At 73.3% G+C, this 16,426-nt stretch carries 16 protein-coding genes; 4 read left to right on the top strand and 12 right to left on the bottom strand.

Going from position 1 to position 16,426, the window contains the following annotated elements:
- Window positions 1-140 precede the first annotated feature (140 nt).
- Window positions 141-1,031 carry an HAD family hydrolase gene (locus FRAEUI1C_RS31400; RefSeq protein WP_013427412.1) on the top strand — a complete coding sequence of 297 codons (891 nt, stop codon included), beginning with the start codon at window positions 141-143 and terminating at the stop codon, window positions 1,029-1,031.
- A gap of 143 nt (window positions 1,032-1,174) precedes the next feature.
- Here FRAEUI1C_RS31400 and FRAEUI1C_RS31405 read toward each other — a convergent pair whose 3' ends face one another.
- Window positions 1,175-2,071, bottom strand: a complete 897-nt coding sequence (locus FRAEUI1C_RS31405; protein WP_013427413.1) for a lysophospholipid acyltransferase family protein — start codon at window positions 2,069-2,071, stop codon at window positions 1,175-1,177.
- A 670-nt stretch (window positions 2,072-2,741) separates the two neighbouring features.
- Between FRAEUI1C_RS31405 and FRAEUI1C_RS31415 the strand changes: the two genes are divergently transcribed.
- On the top strand, window positions 2,742-3,095 hold the full coding sequence (locus FRAEUI1C_RS31415; protein WP_041259773.1) for a hypothetical protein: 354 nt from the start codon (window positions 2,742-2,744) through the stop codon (window positions 3,093-3,095).
- Between the two features lie 10 nt (window positions 3,096-3,105).
- Here the strand turns inward: FRAEUI1C_RS31415 and FRAEUI1C_RS31420 are convergent, their stop codons facing one another.
- The 9 genes from FRAEUI1C_RS31420 to FRAEUI1C_RS31455 form a co-directional block, all read right to left on the bottom strand.
- Complete coding sequence (locus tag FRAEUI1C_RS31420; RefSeq protein ID WP_013427414.1) at window positions 3,106-4,146, bottom strand: NAD-dependent epimerase/dehydratase family protein; 1,041 nt, start codon at window positions 4,144-4,146, stop codon at window positions 3,106-3,108.
- A 150-nt stretch (window positions 4,147-4,296) separates the two neighbouring features.
- Window positions 4,297-5,313 (bottom strand): SAM hydrolase/SAM-dependent halogenase family protein, encoded by a 1,017-nt coding sequence (locus FRAEUI1C_RS31425; RefSeq protein WP_013427415.1) that lies wholly within the window; start codon window positions 5,311-5,313, stop codon window positions 4,297-4,299.
- 335 nt (window positions 5,314-5,648) lie between these two features.
- A complete protein-coding gene (locus FRAEUI1C_RS42325; protein ID WP_497006514.1) occupies window positions 5,649-5,900 on the bottom strand; it encodes a 30S ribosomal protein bS22 in 252 nt (83 codons plus the stop codon).
- 24 nt (window positions 5,901-5,924) lie between these two features.
- Complete coding sequence (gene proC / locus FRAEUI1C_RS31430; protein WP_013427416.1) at window positions 5,925-6,725, bottom strand: pyrroline-5-carboxylate reductase; 801 nt, start codon at window positions 6,723-6,725, stop codon at window positions 5,925-5,927.
- A 61-nt stretch (window positions 6,726-6,786) separates the two neighbouring features.
- A complete protein-coding gene (locus FRAEUI1C_RS31435; RefSeq protein WP_041259774.1) occupies window positions 6,787-7,536 on the bottom strand; it encodes a class I SAM-dependent methyltransferase in 750 nt (249 codons plus the stop codon).
- Between the two features lie 51 nt (window positions 7,537-7,587).
- Entirely contained in the window at window positions 7,588-8,421 is an 834-nt protein-coding gene (locus FRAEUI1C_RS31440; protein WP_013427418.1) for a sugar phosphate isomerase/epimerase family protein, read from the bottom strand.
- 131 nt (window positions 8,422-8,552) lie between these two features.
- Window positions 8,553-9,782, bottom strand: a complete 1,230-nt coding sequence (locus FRAEUI1C_RS31445; RefSeq protein WP_013427419.1) for a Ppx/GppA phosphatase family protein — start codon at window positions 9,780-9,782, stop codon at window positions 8,553-8,555.
- 251 nt (window positions 9,783-10,033) lie between these two features.
- Window positions 10,034-10,717 carry a response regulator gene (locus tag FRAEUI1C_RS31450; protein WP_013427420.1) on the bottom strand — a complete coding sequence of 228 codons (684 nt, stop codon included), beginning with the start codon at window positions 10,715-10,717 and terminating at the stop codon, window positions 10,034-10,036.
- Between the two features lie 133 nt (window positions 10,718-10,850).
- Complete coding sequence (locus FRAEUI1C_RS31455) at window positions 10,851-12,305, bottom strand: sensor histidine kinase (RefSeq protein ID WP_013427421.1); 1,455 nt, start codon at window positions 12,303-12,305, stop codon at window positions 10,851-10,853.
- 441 nt (window positions 12,306-12,746) lie between these two features.
- On the opposite strand from FRAEUI1C_RS31455, the gene phoU reads away from it, so the two are divergent.
- Entirely contained in the window at window positions 12,747-13,391 is a 645-nt protein-coding gene (phoU, locus tag FRAEUI1C_RS31460; RefSeq protein WP_013427422.1) for a phosphate signaling complex protein PhoU, read from the top strand.
- A 181-nt stretch (window positions 13,392-13,572) separates the two neighbouring features.
- On the opposite strand, the gene FRAEUI1C_RS31465 is transcribed toward phoU, so the two are convergent.
- Both FRAEUI1C_RS31465 and FRAEUI1C_RS31470 read right to left on the bottom strand, forming a co-directional pair.
- On the bottom strand, window positions 13,573-14,322 hold the full coding sequence (locus FRAEUI1C_RS31465) for a phosphoglyceromutase (RefSeq protein WP_013427423.1): 750 nt from the start codon (window positions 14,320-14,322) through the stop codon (window positions 13,573-13,575).
- Window positions 14,323-14,757: 435 nt separating this feature from the next.
- Window positions 14,758-15,690 (bottom strand): aminotransferase class IV, encoded by a 933-nt coding sequence (locus tag FRAEUI1C_RS31470; RefSeq protein WP_013427424.1) that lies wholly within the window; start codon window positions 15,688-15,690, stop codon window positions 14,758-14,760.
- Window positions 15,691-15,866: 176 nt separating this feature from the next.
- Between FRAEUI1C_RS31470 and FRAEUI1C_RS31475 the strand changes: the two genes are divergently transcribed.
- Window positions 15,867-16,418 (top strand): Fur family transcriptional regulator, encoded by a 552-nt coding sequence (locus tag FRAEUI1C_RS31475; protein ID WP_013427425.1) that lies wholly within the window; start codon window positions 15,867-15,869, stop codon window positions 16,416-16,418.
- The last annotated feature ends 8 nt before the right edge of the window (window positions 16,419-16,426 follow it).

Raw genomic sequence — 16,426 nt, forward strand, 5'->3', positions numbered from 1 at the left:
GACCGCCGTCCGGATGGCAGGATGGCGGCCGGACCTGGTCACGCACAGTGGTGACGCAGGCCCGCCGCGCGCCACTCAGCGACGCCCGCGACGCGCCGCGGAAGCCGAGCGCCACAAGCCGTGGACAGCCGGGAGATGAGATGTGGTTGCGACCGCACAAGGATGACACGACCGCCGCGGACGCCGCGGCCGCCGACGCCGCGGCGACCGCCGCGCTGAAGGTGGCGGCCGAGGCCACGCCGAAGCCACCGCCGGACCCCACGGCGGCCGCGTTCTTCGACGTGGACAACACGATGATGGCCGGCGCGTCGATCTTCTATTTCGCCCGGGGGCTCGCGGCCCGCGACTTCTTCGACTCGCGCGACCTGCTGAAGTTCGGCTGGCAGCACGTCAGCTACCGGCTGCGCGGCATGGAGGACCCGAACGGCATGCACAACGCCAAGGAGGCGGCGCTCGCCTTCGTGGCCGGCCGGGAGGTCAGCGAGATCGTCCGCTACGGCGAGGAGATCTACGACGAGCGGATGGCCGAACAGATCTACTCGGGCACCCTCGCGCTCGCGCAGCAGCACCTCGACGCCGGCCACCGGGTCTGGCTGGTCACTGCCACACCGGTCGAGCTGGCCTCGATCATCGCCCGCAGGCTTGGCCTGACCGGCGCTCTCGGCACCGTCTCCGAGGTCGTCGACGGCCGGTACACCGGCCACCTGGTCGGAGACCCCCTGCACGGGCCCGGCAAGGCCGCGGCCGTCCGCGCGCTCGCCGACAGGGAGCACCTCGATCTGACCCGCTGCTGGGCATACTCGGACTCGATCAACGACCTGCCGATGCTGTCCATGGTCGGCAATCCCGTCGCGGTCAACCCCGACCCGGATCTGAAGTCCGCCGCCAAGGACCGCGACTGGACCATCAAGGACTTCCGCACCGCCCGCAAGGCGGCCAAGGTCGGCATCCCCACCGCGGCCGGGCTCGGCGCCCTCGCCGGCGGCGTCGCCGCCGGCATGGCCCTCAAGCGCCGCTACGGCGAGGCCTAGGCGGTCGGCCCGGCGTAGTGATCGCCGTTTTCGCCCTCGGGTGGTCGTGAATCGAGCCTGGTCACAGCCGCTTGAGGGCCAAACTCGCGATCATGATCAAGGCGCGGAGCGGGCGGACGTTGTCGGAGGCGGCCCTAGCGGCCCTAGAAGAAGACTGAGCGGCGTTGCATGAGGAGGCCGTACAGGGTGTGCTGGATGGACTCCCGGATGCGGTCGGTGAGTTCGAAGACGAGCATCGGGTCCTCGGCGGCGGCCGGGGTGAGGGACGAGGTGTCCACCGGCTCGCCGAACTCGATGAGCCACTTGGACGGCAGCGGAACCATGCCGAGCAGGCCGAGCCAGGGGAACGTCGGCGTCAGCGGGAAGTACGGCAGGCCGAGCAGCCGGGCGACCGTCTTGGCGTTGCCCAGCATCGGGTAGATCTCCTCGGCGCCGACGATCGTGCACGGGATGATCGGCACCCCGGTGCGCAGCGCCGCCGAGACGAAGCCACCGCGGCCGAACCGTTGCAGCTTGTACCGCTCCGAGAACGGCTTGCCGACCCCCTTGAAGCCCTCCGGCCAGACCCCGACCAGCTCGCCCTTGCCCAGCAACCGCTCCGCGTCGGCCTGGCAGGCCAGGGTGTTGCCGGTCTTGCGGGCCATCGGCGCCAGGAACGGCAGCGAGAACACCAGGTCGGCGGCGAGCATCCGCAGGTAGCGATGGGCCGGGTGGTGGTCCAGCAGCGCCATGGCGGTCATCAGCGCGTCGATCGGCAGCGTGCCGGAGTGGTTGGCGACGACCAGGGCGCCGCCCGTGTCGGGAACGTTCTCCAGACCCCGGGTCTCCACCCGGAAGTAGTTCCGGTAGACCGGACGCAGCAGCGGGGCGACGACGTGCTCGGTCAGGTCGGCGTCGAAGCCGAGCTCGTCGACCTCGTAGTCGCCGGTGATCCGCCGCCGAAGGAAGGCGAGCATGCCGGCGAGCGCGCGTTCGAGGCCTGCGGGATCGGCGATGGGCTCCTCCCCGGCGCTCGGCGGGGTGATGAGCGGGGTGGCCATCGGGTCTGCCGTCGAGGCGGCGGCCGTACGCGTTCGGGTGGCCCGGCCCGCGGGTCGTTCCGACACGCGCTCGTCGTCGCGCCGTGTCGGGCGCGGCGCCCGGAGGTCGGTCGGTGGTTCGGGTGCGCCGTCGGCCTGTTCGGCGACGACCCGGGCGGCCTTGGACCGCCCGGATCCTCCCGCGCCAGACCGAGCGGAACCGCTGGTGGCGCCGGCCGTCGGCGGGCCGGCTTTCGCCCGCGGCGCGCGGCGACGCGCGGCGGCAGCGCCAGTCGCGGTGTCGTCCTTGGCCGCCGGGTCACCAATGCTCGCCGCCGCCTCGGCCGGACCTGGCGTGCCGGCGGAGCCGCCTCGGGCGGAGCCGGTGGCGCGGCTGGAGGACCCGGCTCGGGTGGACGCGGCGGACCGCTTCGAAGCGGTAGCCCGGCTGGCCCCGCCAGCCCGATCGGCCCCGGCAGCCCGATCGTCCCCGGCAGTTCGGTTGGACGCGGCAGTACGGCCGGAGGCGGCCGCCGGCGCGGCCGTTCCGTCATCGAACGCCGGGGTAGGCGCGTCGGCCTCCGGCGCCGCCGGACGGTCGGCGCCGATGCGGGAGGTGGCCGTCCTCGCTGGGCGCGTGGACGCCGGTCGGCGCGACGAGCCGGGCCGGCTCGACGAGGCCTGATGATCCGTGGCGGCCGCTCGATCCGCTGCCGCGGCGTCGTCCGACGGCCCGGGATTCGCCGCCGGCCCGGATCCGGGTCGCAGCCGCGAGCTCGGCCGCGCCCCCGCGCCCACCGCTCCGGCGCTCGGCGACGGCGTACCGGCCGTCGCGGCACCGGCATCAGGGGTGGGACGGGAACTCGGCACCGGCGGCATCCGGCTGGTCGAGGACGACCGGCCCATCGGCGAGATCGTCGCACCCGGCGACTCGGAGTCGCCGCCGCGCGGTTCGGCGATCGGAGGCTTGTTGGCCGCCTTCGCGCCAGCCCGGCGGGCCGGGCGCGCCAGCGGGATGATCTGGGCCTCGCCGGGCGGCGGCTGACCGGCCGCGGTCACGGCGCACCCACCAGCCGGCGGCGGGCCATCAGGCCGAGCAGGGCCTGCTCGGCCTGGACGACCTGCTCAGGGTCGATCGTCGGGCGCAGCCCGCGTTCCCGCACGAAGCTGTCGAACGCCGCCGCCGTCGTGTAACGCGGCGTGTAGCCGAAGACCTCGCGCAGCCGGGTCGTGTCGACCGCGCGGCCGTGGGCGAGGAAGCCGACCTGCTCGGGCGGGAAGTCCACCACTCGCAGCCGGCTGGCGAGCCTCGACAGCGAGCTGACCGCCGGGAACGGTATCGGGATCGGTGGCCGGCCGGATCGGCGAACCGCCTGCGAGAGCAGCAGGATGCCGTCACCGGCGACGTTGAACGTGCCGGCGTGCCCACCGCCGGCGGCCCGTAGCAGCACCGCGAGCGCGTCAGACGAGTGGAGCAGCTGGATGCGCGGGTCGAAACCCAGCACGGTTGGTACGACCGGGAACTCGAAGTAACGCGCCAGCGGGCTGTCGACGCCGGGGCCGAGGATGTTCGCGAACCGCAACACGGTCACGGCGATATCCGGCCTGCGGCGGCTGAAACCCCTTACGTAGCCTTCGACCTCGACGGCGTCCTTGCCGTAGCCACCGCGCGGCAGCTGGCGCGGCTCCATGTCCTCGGTGAACAGCGCCGGGTCGCGCGACGACGAGCCGTAGATCGTCGTCGTGGACCGGACGACGAGCCGGCTGACCGTCTCCGACTTCTGGCAGGCGGCGAGCAGCTGCATCGTGCCGATGACGTTGATTTCCTTCATCGCCGTCCGGCCACCGGCGACGACCGGGTTGGCGATGAGGTTCAGGTGCAGGACCGTGTCGATGCCGGCCGTGCCGATCACCTTGGCGATCAGCGGGTTGCGGATGTCGGCGCGCACGAATCTCGTCCGGCCGAGGTCGTCACCCGGTGCGACCGTGTCGACCCCGATCACGGTCTCGATCTGTGGACTGGCCGCGAGGGCTCGGGCGACGTCCGCGCCGAGTGGACGGGACACACCGGTGACAAGCACGCGGCGTGGTCTCATGTGGGCTCCCAGGGCGCCGTCAGATCCGGTCCGTGCCTTGGCGTCCCGGTCATCGTACGCCTGCCCTGGCGCGAAACCACTGCGTAGCGTTACCGGTCCGACGGCCGTCGCCCGCTCGCAACCCGGAGGTCACCCGCGGCCGGCGGCGGCTCAGGTGAGCGCGGGCAGGCTGACGACGGACGCCGGCCGCCCCGCGGCCCCGGCCCCCACCGCCGACCCGGAGGCGGTGGCGGAGCCCGGCTCACGCGGCGGCTGGCCGATGACGACGGCGTCGCCGCGTCGCAGCCGCAGCAGGTCGCCGGCGCGGCCGCAGTTGACGGCGAGCATCACTCGGCGCAGCGCGTCCTCGCACAGCGCCGCCTGCCCGACCGGCACGTCACCGTAGGTGTGGGTGAACGGGAGCAGGTGCTGACGCCCCGCGGCGCGGATCTCGACGTCGTCACCGAGCAGTACGCCGGCGGCCTCAAGATCCTGTCTGGTCACGTTGAGTGAGAGGTTGCCGAAATGGTCGACGGCCAGCACCTGGGCGTGCAGATGGTCCTCGTCGACCACGCAGCCCGGCCGGGTGAGCCGGACCAGCGACTCGGCGTCGATGCGCGGCCCGACCTCGGCGAGCGCCAGCCCGGCGGCGAGCCGCGCGGCGACCGGGGCGTAGACGTCCCGGCCGCGGAAGACCACGCTCGGCAGCGGTAGCCACAGCGCCGGGTTGGAGATCTCGTGGGCCGCCGTCACCCCGCCGAGGATGTCCCAGGCGAGCGAGGTGAGGCCGTTGTCCGGGGCGACGAAGGTCGATCCGTCGGCCGCGCGAATCGCGACGCCACGCGTGGCCGTGGCCGCGGGGCGCCCCTCGGGCCGCCCCTCGGGCCGCGCCTGGGCGCCGCCCACGGCGACGTCGAGCCGTTCGACGACGGCCAGGTGCACGCCGACCGGCAGGTAGCAGACGCTGTCGGCCAGGAGGCCGGCGCCATGTTCGATGTCCTGGGGGGCGACCGCGTGGCAGACGTCGACGACCCTGGCCCCCGGCGCGTGCCGGGCGATGACCCCGTGGACCACGCCGACGCAGGTGTCGTCGAGCCCGTAGTCAGAAAGAAAGTTGATCCACCCCGCCGGGCGGGCGCCGTCGCCCGCCCCGGCCGCGATGCCCGTGCTCGCCTCGCTCGACGTCATCAGTCGCACCCCGCAGACGCACGGGTGGCCCCGTTGCCACCCGGCGAGCAGCGTCCCACAGGACCAAGGTCCCAGCCGGACGGAACCGCGCCGAGGAAACCTCCGGGATACATGCCTCGCAGCCGGGCCGAGACGCTCGCGGTCTGCGGCCGGGGCGCGAAGGTGCTGCCCGAACGAGTAGCCGCACGGCGTTCATGGGTCCTGCCGCGTGCCGGATCGGCCTACGCCTGGCCGGATGCGCGTCGCCACCAGCGATCGCGCACCCGAGGCCGCACACCAGTCGACCCCCGGCCGCGCGGCGCGCGACGTCGGGGGTCTCGGGGCGTTCTTACCGACTACTTCTTGTTGCGGCGCTGGACGCGGGTTCGCTTGAGAAGTTTGCGGTGCTTCTTCTTCGCCATCCGCTTGCGACGCTTCTTGATAACAGAACCCACGAATACAACCGATCTGTGTGGAGGAGAGCTACCGGGTGAGCCTACCGCCCAGCACCGGCCTGGATGGGTGGCCGCCCTGACACGGCCAGTCAGCGCGCAGCCCCGCCCGGCGCGCCGGCCGCGGCCAGGGCAGCGGTTGCCGGACAGTACCACCTGGCTCGGCGCGGACCACCGAACTCAGCTGGGGCGACCGAGCTCGACGGAACGGTCACGGGCCGCCACCAGCGCGTCGAGGATCGCTCCCCGCACCGCCTGGCGGTCGAACTCGCGCAGCGCGGCCGCGGTCGTCCCGGCCGGTGACGTGACGGCCTCCCGCAGCAGCGCCGGGTGCTCGCTGGTCTCGCGCAGCATCTGGGCCGAGCCGAGCGCCGTCTGCACCATCAGCTCGGTGGCCAGCGGGCGGGGCAGGCCGAGCAGCACCCCCGCCTCGATCATCGCGTCGACCAGGTAGAAGAAGTACGCCGGGCCACTGCCCGACAACGCCGTGACGGCGTCGAGCTGCGACTCCGGGACCCGGACGACCCGGCCGACGGCCGCGAGCAGCTCCTCGGTGCGGGCCAGCTCGTCGTCCCCCGCGTGCCGGCCGGCACAGATCGCCGACATCGCCGCGCCGACCAGCAGCGGCGTGTTGGTCATCACCCGTACCACCGGCGTGCCGGCGGGCAGCGCGTCCTGGAGGAACGTCAGCGTGATCCCCGCCGCGAGCGACACCACGAAGGCGCCCGGGGCCAGCGCCGCGCCGATGTCGGCCAGCAGCCCGGCCATGTCGTGCGGCTTGACGGCCACGATCACCACGTCGGCGCCGGCCACCGCCTCGTCCGGGGTGGCCGCCGTGACCCCGTGCTGGGCGCAGATCCGCGCCACCCGCGCCGGGTCCTTCTCCGCGACCACGATCTCCTTGGGCTCGACGCCGGAGCGCAGCAGCCCGGCCAGCAACGCCTCGCCCAGCCGGCCGACGCCCACGATCGTCACACTCATGCCCGCTCCTCAGCCCACCCGCGCCTGTACCGCTCGCAAGGCTACGGCCCCGCTCCTGGTCTCAGGGCCTGCGGGCGACTACGAGGAGGGTGCGGAACGGCTCCTCGATGACTCCGTCGGGGAAGGCCCGCAGCATCGAGCGACGCTCCGCGTCGAGGAAGTCCTGCTCCTGGTCGCCGATCGCGGCCACATAGGACTTCGACCGAAGCCAGGTCAGGTAGGTGTCGACATCGAGGCGCCGGACCCAGCGGCCGGCGAGGGTGACGACCTCGGCGAACTGCCCGGTCCAGCGCAGCTCGTCGGCATAGGGCCTGGTCCGGTAGCCGCGGGTGTACCCCGGGCTCATCGCCTCCAGCCGGTCCTGCTGGCGCTGCCACCAGCGTTCGTCCTCGGCGTCCACGTCGTTCCACCAGACGGCGAGCGCGCCGCCGGGACGCAGCACCCGGGTCGCCTCGGCCGCTGCGACCGGCACCCGCATCCAGTGCCACGCCTGCGCGTAGCAGATCAGGTCGGCGACCCCGGCCCGCAGCGGCAACGCCTCGCCGTCACCGAGCGCCGCCGGAATTCCCGGGGTACGGGCCCGCAGCCGGCCGAGCATTCCCGCGCCGATGTCGAACGGGACGACCCGAGCGCCACGGCCGAGCAGCTCACGGGTCGCGATGCCGGTGCCCGCGCCCACCTCGACGACGTCGGCGCCGGCGATCGGCCGACCGGTGAGCCGTTCCAGATCGTCGAACAGCGCGTCGGGGTAGCTGGGCCGTGCCGCGTCATAGGCGTCGACCAGCGGGTCGAACAGCGAACGTGAACCCATGCCCGCAATCGTGGCACCGATCCGCGCCGGCGCCGACGGCATCCGCCCAGATCAGGGCAGCACGAGGCCGCCGGGACTGGCCGCCGCGGCGGGCGCGGCGAGGTTGAGCCGCGTGAAGGCGAGCGCCTCGGCGAGGTCGGCCTCCCGCTGCGCGCGGGTCTCGGCGCGACGGGTGTTGATCTCGACGACGACGGTGCCGTCGAAGCCCCGGGCGGCCAGCCGCTCGAGCAGCTGGGCGCAGGGCTGGGTGCCGCGGCCGGGGACCAGGTGCTCGTCCTTGGCCGAGCCCACGCCGTCGGCCAGGTGCACGTGGGCCAGCCGGTCACCCAGCACGTCGGCCATCGCCAGCGCGTCCGAGCGGGAGACGCTGGTGTGCGACAGGTCGAGGGTGACGTGCCGGTAGCCGTCCTCGATCGGCGACCAGTCCGGCGCGTAGGCCGACACCTCCCGGCCACGGGCTCGCAGCGGGAACATGTTCTCGACGGCGAAGCGGATGTCGGTCTCCTGCGCCATCCGCTCGATGCCCGCGATGAAGTCCCGCCCGTAGTCACGCTGCCAGCGGAACGGCGGGTGCACGACGACGGTCTTCGCGTCGAGCGTCTCGGCCGCCGAGCGGGCCCGCACCAGCTTGCCCCAGGGGTCGGTGCCCCAGACACGCTGGGTGAGCAGCAGGCAGGGTGAGTGGATCGCGACCACCGGGATGCCGTGGTAGTCCACCAGCCGCTTCAGCGCCCGCGGGTCCTGACTGACCGGGTCCGTCCAGACCATGATCTCGACGCCGTCGTAGCCCAGCCGGGCCGCCATCTCGAAGGCGGCCGGCGTCGACTCGGGGTAGGTCGACGCCGTCGACAGTGCGACCTTGGCCGCCGGGACACCCACCCGCACGCGAACACCTTCTTCCGCGATCCAGGGCCAGCCCCCGCACGGCCCGCTCCCAGGCTAGGCCATCACGGCGGGGGTGCCCCGTCCGGCGGCGACCCAGGCGATCTCACTCTCCGTGGCGGCCCGGCGAGGGCTCAGCCAAGCTTCAGGGTGTCCAGCCGGCGCAGGATGATGCCCTCACGCAGCGCCCACGGGCAGATCTCGACCTCGTCGACGGACAGCAGGTCCATCGTCTCGACGGCGACCACCGCCCCCGCGGCGAGCTGCGCGGCCCGGGACGCGGACACCCCGGGCAGCGAGGTCCGTTCGGTGGAGGACATCCGGCAGACCACCTTCGCCGCCGCCTCCAGGTCGGTCCTGCGCAGCACCCGCCGGACGTAGGGGCCTCGGCTGTACGGCTCGGCGCCCGCGATCCGGGCCAGCGAGCGGAAGGTCTTCGACGTCGCGACCGCCCGGGTGGGCTCGCCGACGTGGTAGAGGTTGCCGACCACCGGCGCGACCTGCGCCCGGACGTAGCGGCGCAGCGCGGACAGCTCACGCTGGCTCGGCGGGTCCGTCGTCAGCCAGTCCCGGGTGAGGCGGCTCGCGCCCAGCGGCAGCGAGGCGACGACGTCGGGCTCCTCGTCCAGGCCGGCGCCGATCTCCAGCGAGCCGCCGCCGATGTCCAGCGCGAGCAGCCGGCCGGCGCTCCAGCCGAGCCAGCGGCGCACCGCGAGGAACGTCAGCCGGGCCTCGTCGTCACCCGGCAGCACCTCGACGCCGACGCCCGTCACCGACCGCAGCCGGGCGAGGACGTCGTCACTGTTGGTGGCGTCCCGCAACGCGGATGTGGCGAACGCCACGAGGTCGAAGACGGCCAGCTCGTCGGCCTGCCGGCGCAGGTCGAGGATGCAGTCGACCAGGGCGTGCTCGCCGCTGACCGACAGCGCGCCCGAGTCGTCCAGCAGCTCCACCAGCCGCAGTGGCACCCGCACGCTCGCGGCCGGCCTCGGCGCCGCGCCGTGGTGGGCGTCGACGACCAGCAGATGCACGGTGTTCGAGCCGATGTCGATGACGCCGAGCCGCATCGGCTGGGCGGGCGGCGCTGGCAGGGCGACGGCCGTCGCCCGCGGCTGGCTCACCACCGCCGAGGCCGCGGTGCCGTCGGGGCCTGCGAGCGGGCCGGCGGCCCCCGGGCTGGCTGCCCCAGCGGTCGCGGATGCCCCTGGCGAGGCAGCCGCCCCCGCGGGAACGAGCGTCGTCGACGCGACCGCGGAGCGCCGTGGCACCACCACACCGGGCAGCACCCGGCCACCACCGGCGTCCGCGACCGGTTCGGGCCCGTCCTTCTCCGCCCGCGCCGTCGGTGAGAACCTCAGCCGCATTGCCCGTCCCCCTGTGTCGTGCACCGTCCGCACCGCCCCGGCCACAACGCAGCCGAGCCGGGCCGACCTCCCTCGACACCCGCTGACGCGTGGTCGAGCGACGTACGACGGTACGCGCCCATGCTGGTCTCCTGCCCCACGGCTGCTCGCCGGCCACCCGTCGGGGCCCGCGGGATCGCGCAGAGACACGAACGCAGGCCGCCGTCGGCCGGCCGGGCGGAGCGCCCGGCCGGCCGCACTGGCCGGGCGTCCTACGGCTCGAACTTGTAGCCAAGACCTCGGACGGTTACGAGGTGCCGCGGGTTGCCCGGTTCGGACTCGATCTTTGCCCGGAGCCGCTTGACGTGGACGTCGAGCGTCTTCGTGTCGCCCACGTAGTCCGACCCCCAGACCCGGTCGATCAGCTGCCCTCGGGTCAGTACCCGGCCGGTATTGCGCAGGAACATCTCCAGCAGCTCGAACTCCTTGAGCGGCAGCGCGACCGCGGCGCCGTGCACGGTCACGACGTGGCGCTCGACGTCCATCCGGACGCCGCCGGCCTCCAGCGTCACCGGCGCGGCCTCGTCCGGCTCGCTGCCCCGGCGGCGCAGCACGGCCCGGATCCGGGCGACGAGCTCACGCGCCGAGAACGGCTTGGTGACGTAGTCGTCGGCGCCGAGCTCCAGGCCCAGCACCTTGTCGATCTCGCTGTCCCGAGCGGTGAGCATGATCACCGGCACGGACGACTTCTGCCGCAGGGCCCGGCACACCTCGGTGCCAGACAGGCCGGGCAGCATGACGTCGAGCAGCACCAGATCCGCCCCGTGCCGTTCGAAATCCGACAGCGCGGCGTGCCCGTCAGCGGCCACCGCGACGTCGAATCCCTCGCGCTCCAACATGAAGGACAGCGCCTCCGAGAACGACTCCTCGTCCTCCACCACGAGCAGGCGGGTCACCCGGTCACTCTTCCTTTCGCGGGCCGGCCGGTCCCGCGGATCTCGCGGTCGCCGGTGGCGGCTCGTTGTTCTCGTCGGCTTCCTGATCGTGCCTGAGCGGTCGTTCATCGACCGGTCAGTCGTTCACCTGTGGTCAGGTGCCGGCGGTCCTGTTCCCGGCCGTCCGTCCCTTGCTCGACCTGGTGGTCCTGGTCTTCGGTCCCGGCTGCTGTGTCCGGGCCGACGTAGTGTCCGGCGCCTCCGCCCCGTCAGGGAGGCCCCGCTCGTCCGGGACGCCCGCCTCGTGAGGGGCGTCCAGGTCGTCGTCTCGATCGTCCGCGCCCGCGGGACCGCCGTCAGCCCGTTCGCCGACCTCGCCGCCCTTCCGGGCCGTTGATCCGCTCTCCGGTGCCTCGGCGGCGCCGTCGGCGGTCACCGGAATGATCAGCTGCGGCGCGGTCTCCGGCGCGTCGTCGCCGTCCGCGAGGTCGTCGTGGTACGACGGCAGCCGCAGCGTGAACGTGGACCCCGCGCCCTCGGAGCTCCAGACGCCGACCGTGCCGCCGTGGTTGGTCACGATGTGCTTGACGATCGCCAGGCCCAGCCCGGTGCCGCCGGTCTCCCGGGACCGGGCCGGATCCGCCCGGTAGAAGCGCTCGAAGACGCGTTCCAGGTCCTTCTCGGCAATCCCTATGCCCTCGTCCGCGACCGAGATCTCCACCATGTCGCCGGCCGAGCGCACCCCGAGGCCCACCCGCGTGCCACGCGGCGAGTAGTTCACCGCGTTCTCCAGCAGGTTCGCCACCGCTGTCACCAACTGCGCCTCGTCGCCGAGCACGCCGGCATCGGTCTGTCCGATCACAGCCACCGAGATGCCGCGGGTCTGCGCGGCCAGCCGGTTGCGGTCCACCGCCTCGGCGGTGACGTTGTCGACCGCGACCGGCCGCAGCTCCGGCAGTGGGTCCGCGCCCTGCAGCCGGGACAGGTGGATGATCTCCTGGACGAGCCGGGCGAGCCGGGCGGACTCGTGCGTCATCCGGTCGGCGAACCGGCGGACCGCGACCGGGTCGTCGCTCGCGGCGTACACCGCCTCGGCGAGCACGTGCAGCGCGCCGACCGGGGTCTTGAGCTCATGGCTGATGTTCGCGACGAAGTCACGCCGGACGGCGTCCACCCGGCGGGACTCGGTGACGTCGTCGAGGATCACCGCGATGTGGCCGACGCCGCCGAGCGGCCTGGTCCGGACCCGGACGGCGAGCGGCTCCTGGTCCGGGCGCGGCCGGGTGAGCGGCGGTGGCGGCACCGGCGGCAGGTCCAGCTGGCCGTCCAGGCCGGCGCCGGCCCGGCGGGTGCGCCGGACGATGTCAGCGACGGACGGGACGCCGATCCGGTTGTCGATCACCACACCCATCGCGCGGGCGGCCGGGTTCGCCATCACCACCTCGTCATGGGTGGTCAGCACGACCACCCCGGACGGCAACGCCGAGACCAGCCGGCGCAGCTGGTCGGCGGGCAGGGAGTCGGCGGACTCGTCGCCGGCGACCGCCGGCGGGCCCGGCCGGTCGTTCTCACGCAGGGATCCGGAGGGCGCGGGGCTCGGCGTGCTCATCGGCGGTCTCCCGGGGAACACGACGGGGCCAGAACGGACACCGGACGCACGGACACCAGGCGCACAGCGGTCGATCTCGACACGGCGACGCAGGCCGGTACGGACGGGATCGCGTACCGTAGCATGCTTGTCACGTCATTCACCGACCTGTCGCCCACGCGCCGAATGCTAGGTGTCGTGCGGCCCTCCGGGATCCGCCGAACGGTTCTCCACGGCGGTTCGTCGTCAGGTGTTCATCCCCGCTAACGTCTCCGTTCACCGGTCCGCGACTGGGTCGCCGCATCGTCAACCCATCCGAAGACCAGCGATCTCGGGTCGACGAGTCCCGGGGCTATGACCAGGTGTGGCCGTACACGCGAAGCCGCGGTCGGTTGTGACTCGCCGGGCGGATGCCAGGACCCGAACGGCCTTGACCGGTTTGATCAGAACAGGAGTCCGCCCGTGCGGGACGTCTTCCACGAGGAGCTCGAGGGCATCACGGTGTCCCTCGTCGAGATGAGCAGCATGGTCGCCTCGGCCATGGCCCGCGCGACCACCGCGCTGCTGGACGCCGATCTGCAGCTCGCCGAGCAGGTCATCACGGCCGACGAGACCGTCGACCTGCTCCGCAACGAGATCGAGGAGCGCGCGTTCGACATCCTCGCTCGCCAGGCGCCGGTCGCGACCGACGCCCGGGTGATCGTCACCACCCTGCGCATCGTCGCCGACCTGGAGCGCATGGGCGACCTGGCGCTGCACGTCGCCAAGGTCGCACGCCGCCGTTACCCAGGCAAGGCCGTGCCGCCGGAGCTGACCGGCACCATCACCGAGATGGGCCAGGTCGCGCAGCGGATCGTCGCCAAGGCCGGCTCGGTCATCGCCAGCCGGGACACCGAGCTGGCCGCCGAGCTCGAGGCCGACGACGACGCGATGGACCACCTGCACCGGCAGCTGTTCCACATCCTGCTGGAGCGGGAGTGGACGCACGGCATGGAGGCGGCGATCGACATCACGCTGTGCGGCCGCTTCTACGAGCGTTACGCCGACCACGCGGTCTCCGTCGCCCGCCGCGTCGTCTACCTCGTCACCGGCGAGAAGTCCGCCTGACCACGAGTCAAGATCGGGGGTCCGGTTCCACCGGACCCCCGACTGGTTTTTCAGGCACCGTCCGGCGTGACCCAGCCACGGCCTGAACCCTGGATGTGATCGGCCGAGTCGCGTACCTACTCGTCGATACAGCGCTGGCCGGGCGCGGAGCGTTCGGCCGGAAGGGCCGCGAGCGGCGCGCTCAGCGCGCCTTCGAGCGGCTCTTCCCTTGGGCGGCTACGGCGGCGGCGGCCAGCTCGGCGGCGTCCGGGTCGAGGTAGGCGGACGAGATGACCTTCAGGTCGTCGTCCAGCTCGTAGCGCAGCGGGATCCCGGTGGGGATGTTCAGCGCGGCGATGTCGGCGTCACCGATGCTGTCCAGGTGCTTGACCAGCGCGCGTAGCGAGTTGCCGTGGGCCGTGACGAGCACCGTGCTCCCGGCCCGCAGGTCAGGCACGATCGCGTCGTACCAGTACGGAAGCATCCGGACGACGACGTCCTTGAGGCACTCGGTCGCCGGGATGAGATCGGGCGCGAGCTCGGCGTACCGGTCGTCGACGCCACTTTCCTGGCCCGGTGTGATGTCCGGCGGCGGGGTGTCGTACGAGCGGCGCCAGAGCATGAACTGCTCCTCGCCGAACTTCTCCAGCGTCTCGGCCTTGTCCCGGCCCTGCAGGTCACCGTAGTGGCGTTCGTTGAGCCGCCAGCTGCGCCGCACCGGGATCCACAGCCGGCCGGCGGCGTCGAGGGCCAGCCAGGCCGTGCGCATCGCGCGGGTCAGCACGGACGTGTGCACGACGTCAGGCAGCACGCCGGCCTCGCGCAGCAGCTCACCGCCGCGGGTGGCCTCCTTGACGCCCTTCTCGGACAGGTCGACGTCCACCCAGCCGGTGAACAGATTCTTCTGGTTCCAGGTGCTTTCGCCATGGCGGAGCAGGACGAGGGTCGGCATAGGGCGATCCTGCCCGCTCGGGCCGGCGTAGGGCCAGATCTCGTTTCGCCGTTTCCCGCACAGTCCCGCGGTCCGACGGCCTGACGGACCTCATCGGGGCAGGTCCCGGGGCGTGGCCGGCCCGGAACGTGAAAACCCCCGGGTTGCTCCGCGCCCGCAGAAGCGGTGCGCGGGCCGTCGGGACTGAACGACGGCACCCGGGGGCCCGGTGACTGCCTGGTACTCGCCGGCCGGTGCCCTCAGGGACACCAAGGAGGTGAGCACAAGGAGACCGGCCTAGCTGACAGTCACCTCACGAGTCCAACTACTACACAAGTCTGGACCACCTCCTCTCCCGTGTACCGACGACGCTACGCGCGACCCGGGTGGGTGGGCAACGCATTTTTCGCGGGTCACCTGGCCGGGGCTCGCGGACGCCTGGCCACCGGGCCTTCGTCAGTCCAGCGCGCCACGCCGGACGGCCAGCTCCAGGGCGTCACGCAACGTGACACCGACCGGGCCGACGGCACCGGTGCCGACCGGCCGACCGTCCAGCCGGACCAGCGGGGCGACGCCACGGATGCTGGAGACGAGCATCGCCTCCTCTGCCGCCCGCAGCTCGTCGAGGGCCAGTCGCCGCTCGGTGACCCCGCCGGTGAGGCCGGCCCGCTCGGCCAGCCTGGCCACCGCCGCCACCGTCGTGCCGGCGAGCAGGCCGAGCTCGGCCGGCGGCGGGGTGTAGGCCCGGCCGCCGACGACGGCGATGACCGAGGAGGTCGTGCCCTCCAGGACCTCACCGTCCACCGAGACCCAGACCGCCTCGGTGGCGCCGGCGGCCTCGGCGAACCGCTGCGCGGCCATCGGGACCGCGTAGGACAGGTGCTTGGCGCCGGGCAGCAGCCAGGGCGTGTCCCGCCGGCCGGTCGCCGTGACGCCGAGCGAGAGCGTCACCGCGTCGACACCGGTCACCCTGGCCGCCGCGACCGCGGGCGGGACGGGCTCAAGCAGCGCGTAGACGACCGGGGCGCCACCGGCCGGCCCACGGGTCGCCGCCAGCCGCAGCCGTCCGTCCTGGCCGGCGTTCCCCGCCAGGGCGGTCGCGCCTGGATCACCCGGCCCGCCGCCCGCGTGGAAGAGCTCCGTCGCCGCCAGCGCCAGCGTGCGCCACGCGGCGGCCGGCGGGACGGCGAGCCGGAGCGAGGCGGCCGAGGACGCCAGCCGGGTCAGATGCTCGTCGAGAAGGAAGATCCGCCCGTCGTGGGTCCGCAGGGTCTCGAACAGCCCGTCGCCGCGCAGCACCGCGCCGTCGTCGGCCCGCAGCAACGGGGTCGCCAGGTCATGCGGTACCGCCCGCTCGCCATCCCAGACGACCGCCACCGAGTCCGCCACGGGCCACCCTCCTCGTTCGTTTCTCGCTCGCCACGACCTCGCCACGACCCGCCGCCAGCGCGGTCCGCCCGCATGGGCCACCTGGCGGTGGCCGCCCGGCGCCGGTCTGGTCGGCCCCAGGCGACCGTCAGTCCGGCGCGCGCTGTGACCAACCGCGCCCGCCTAGACTTGACGCTATGCCGCCCGACGTCTATGGGCCGCACAGCCATGGATCATCCGGCCACGGTCTGCGCGGCGTGTCGACCGATACCGCCGTGCCGGCCGACTCCGCGTCGCCCGGCCCCGCGGCGCCGGGCGACGAGTCGCGCGAGGACTGGCAGGTCCGGCTGCGCGGCCGGGGCTACCGGCTCACGCCGCAGCGCCAGCTGGTGCTGGAGGCCGTCGCGAAGCTGGGCCACGCGACGCCCGAGGCGATCGTCACCGAGGTCCGCCGGACCGCGACCGCCGTGAACATCTCGACCGTCTACCGCACACTCGACCTGCTCGAGGATCTCGGGCTGGTGTCGCACGCGCACCTCACCCACGGAGCCCCGACCTATCACGTCACCGGCCATGACCGGCATATCCACCTGGTCTGCGGCGCGTGCGGCGCGATCAGCGAGCTGTCCCCCGACCGGCTGGCCGGGCTGGTCGACGACCTGCGCCGGGAGCTCGGCTTCACCGTGAACGTCGACCACGTCGCGCTGGCGGGCCGGTGCGCGGACTGTTCTGCCCATGGCGAGGGTTGACTAGAGGT

Source organism: Pseudofrankia inefficax, from assembly GCF_000166135.1.
Classification (GTDB): domain Bacteria; phylum Actinomycetota; class Actinomycetes; order Frankiales; family Frankiaceae; genus Pseudofrankia; species Pseudofrankia inefficax.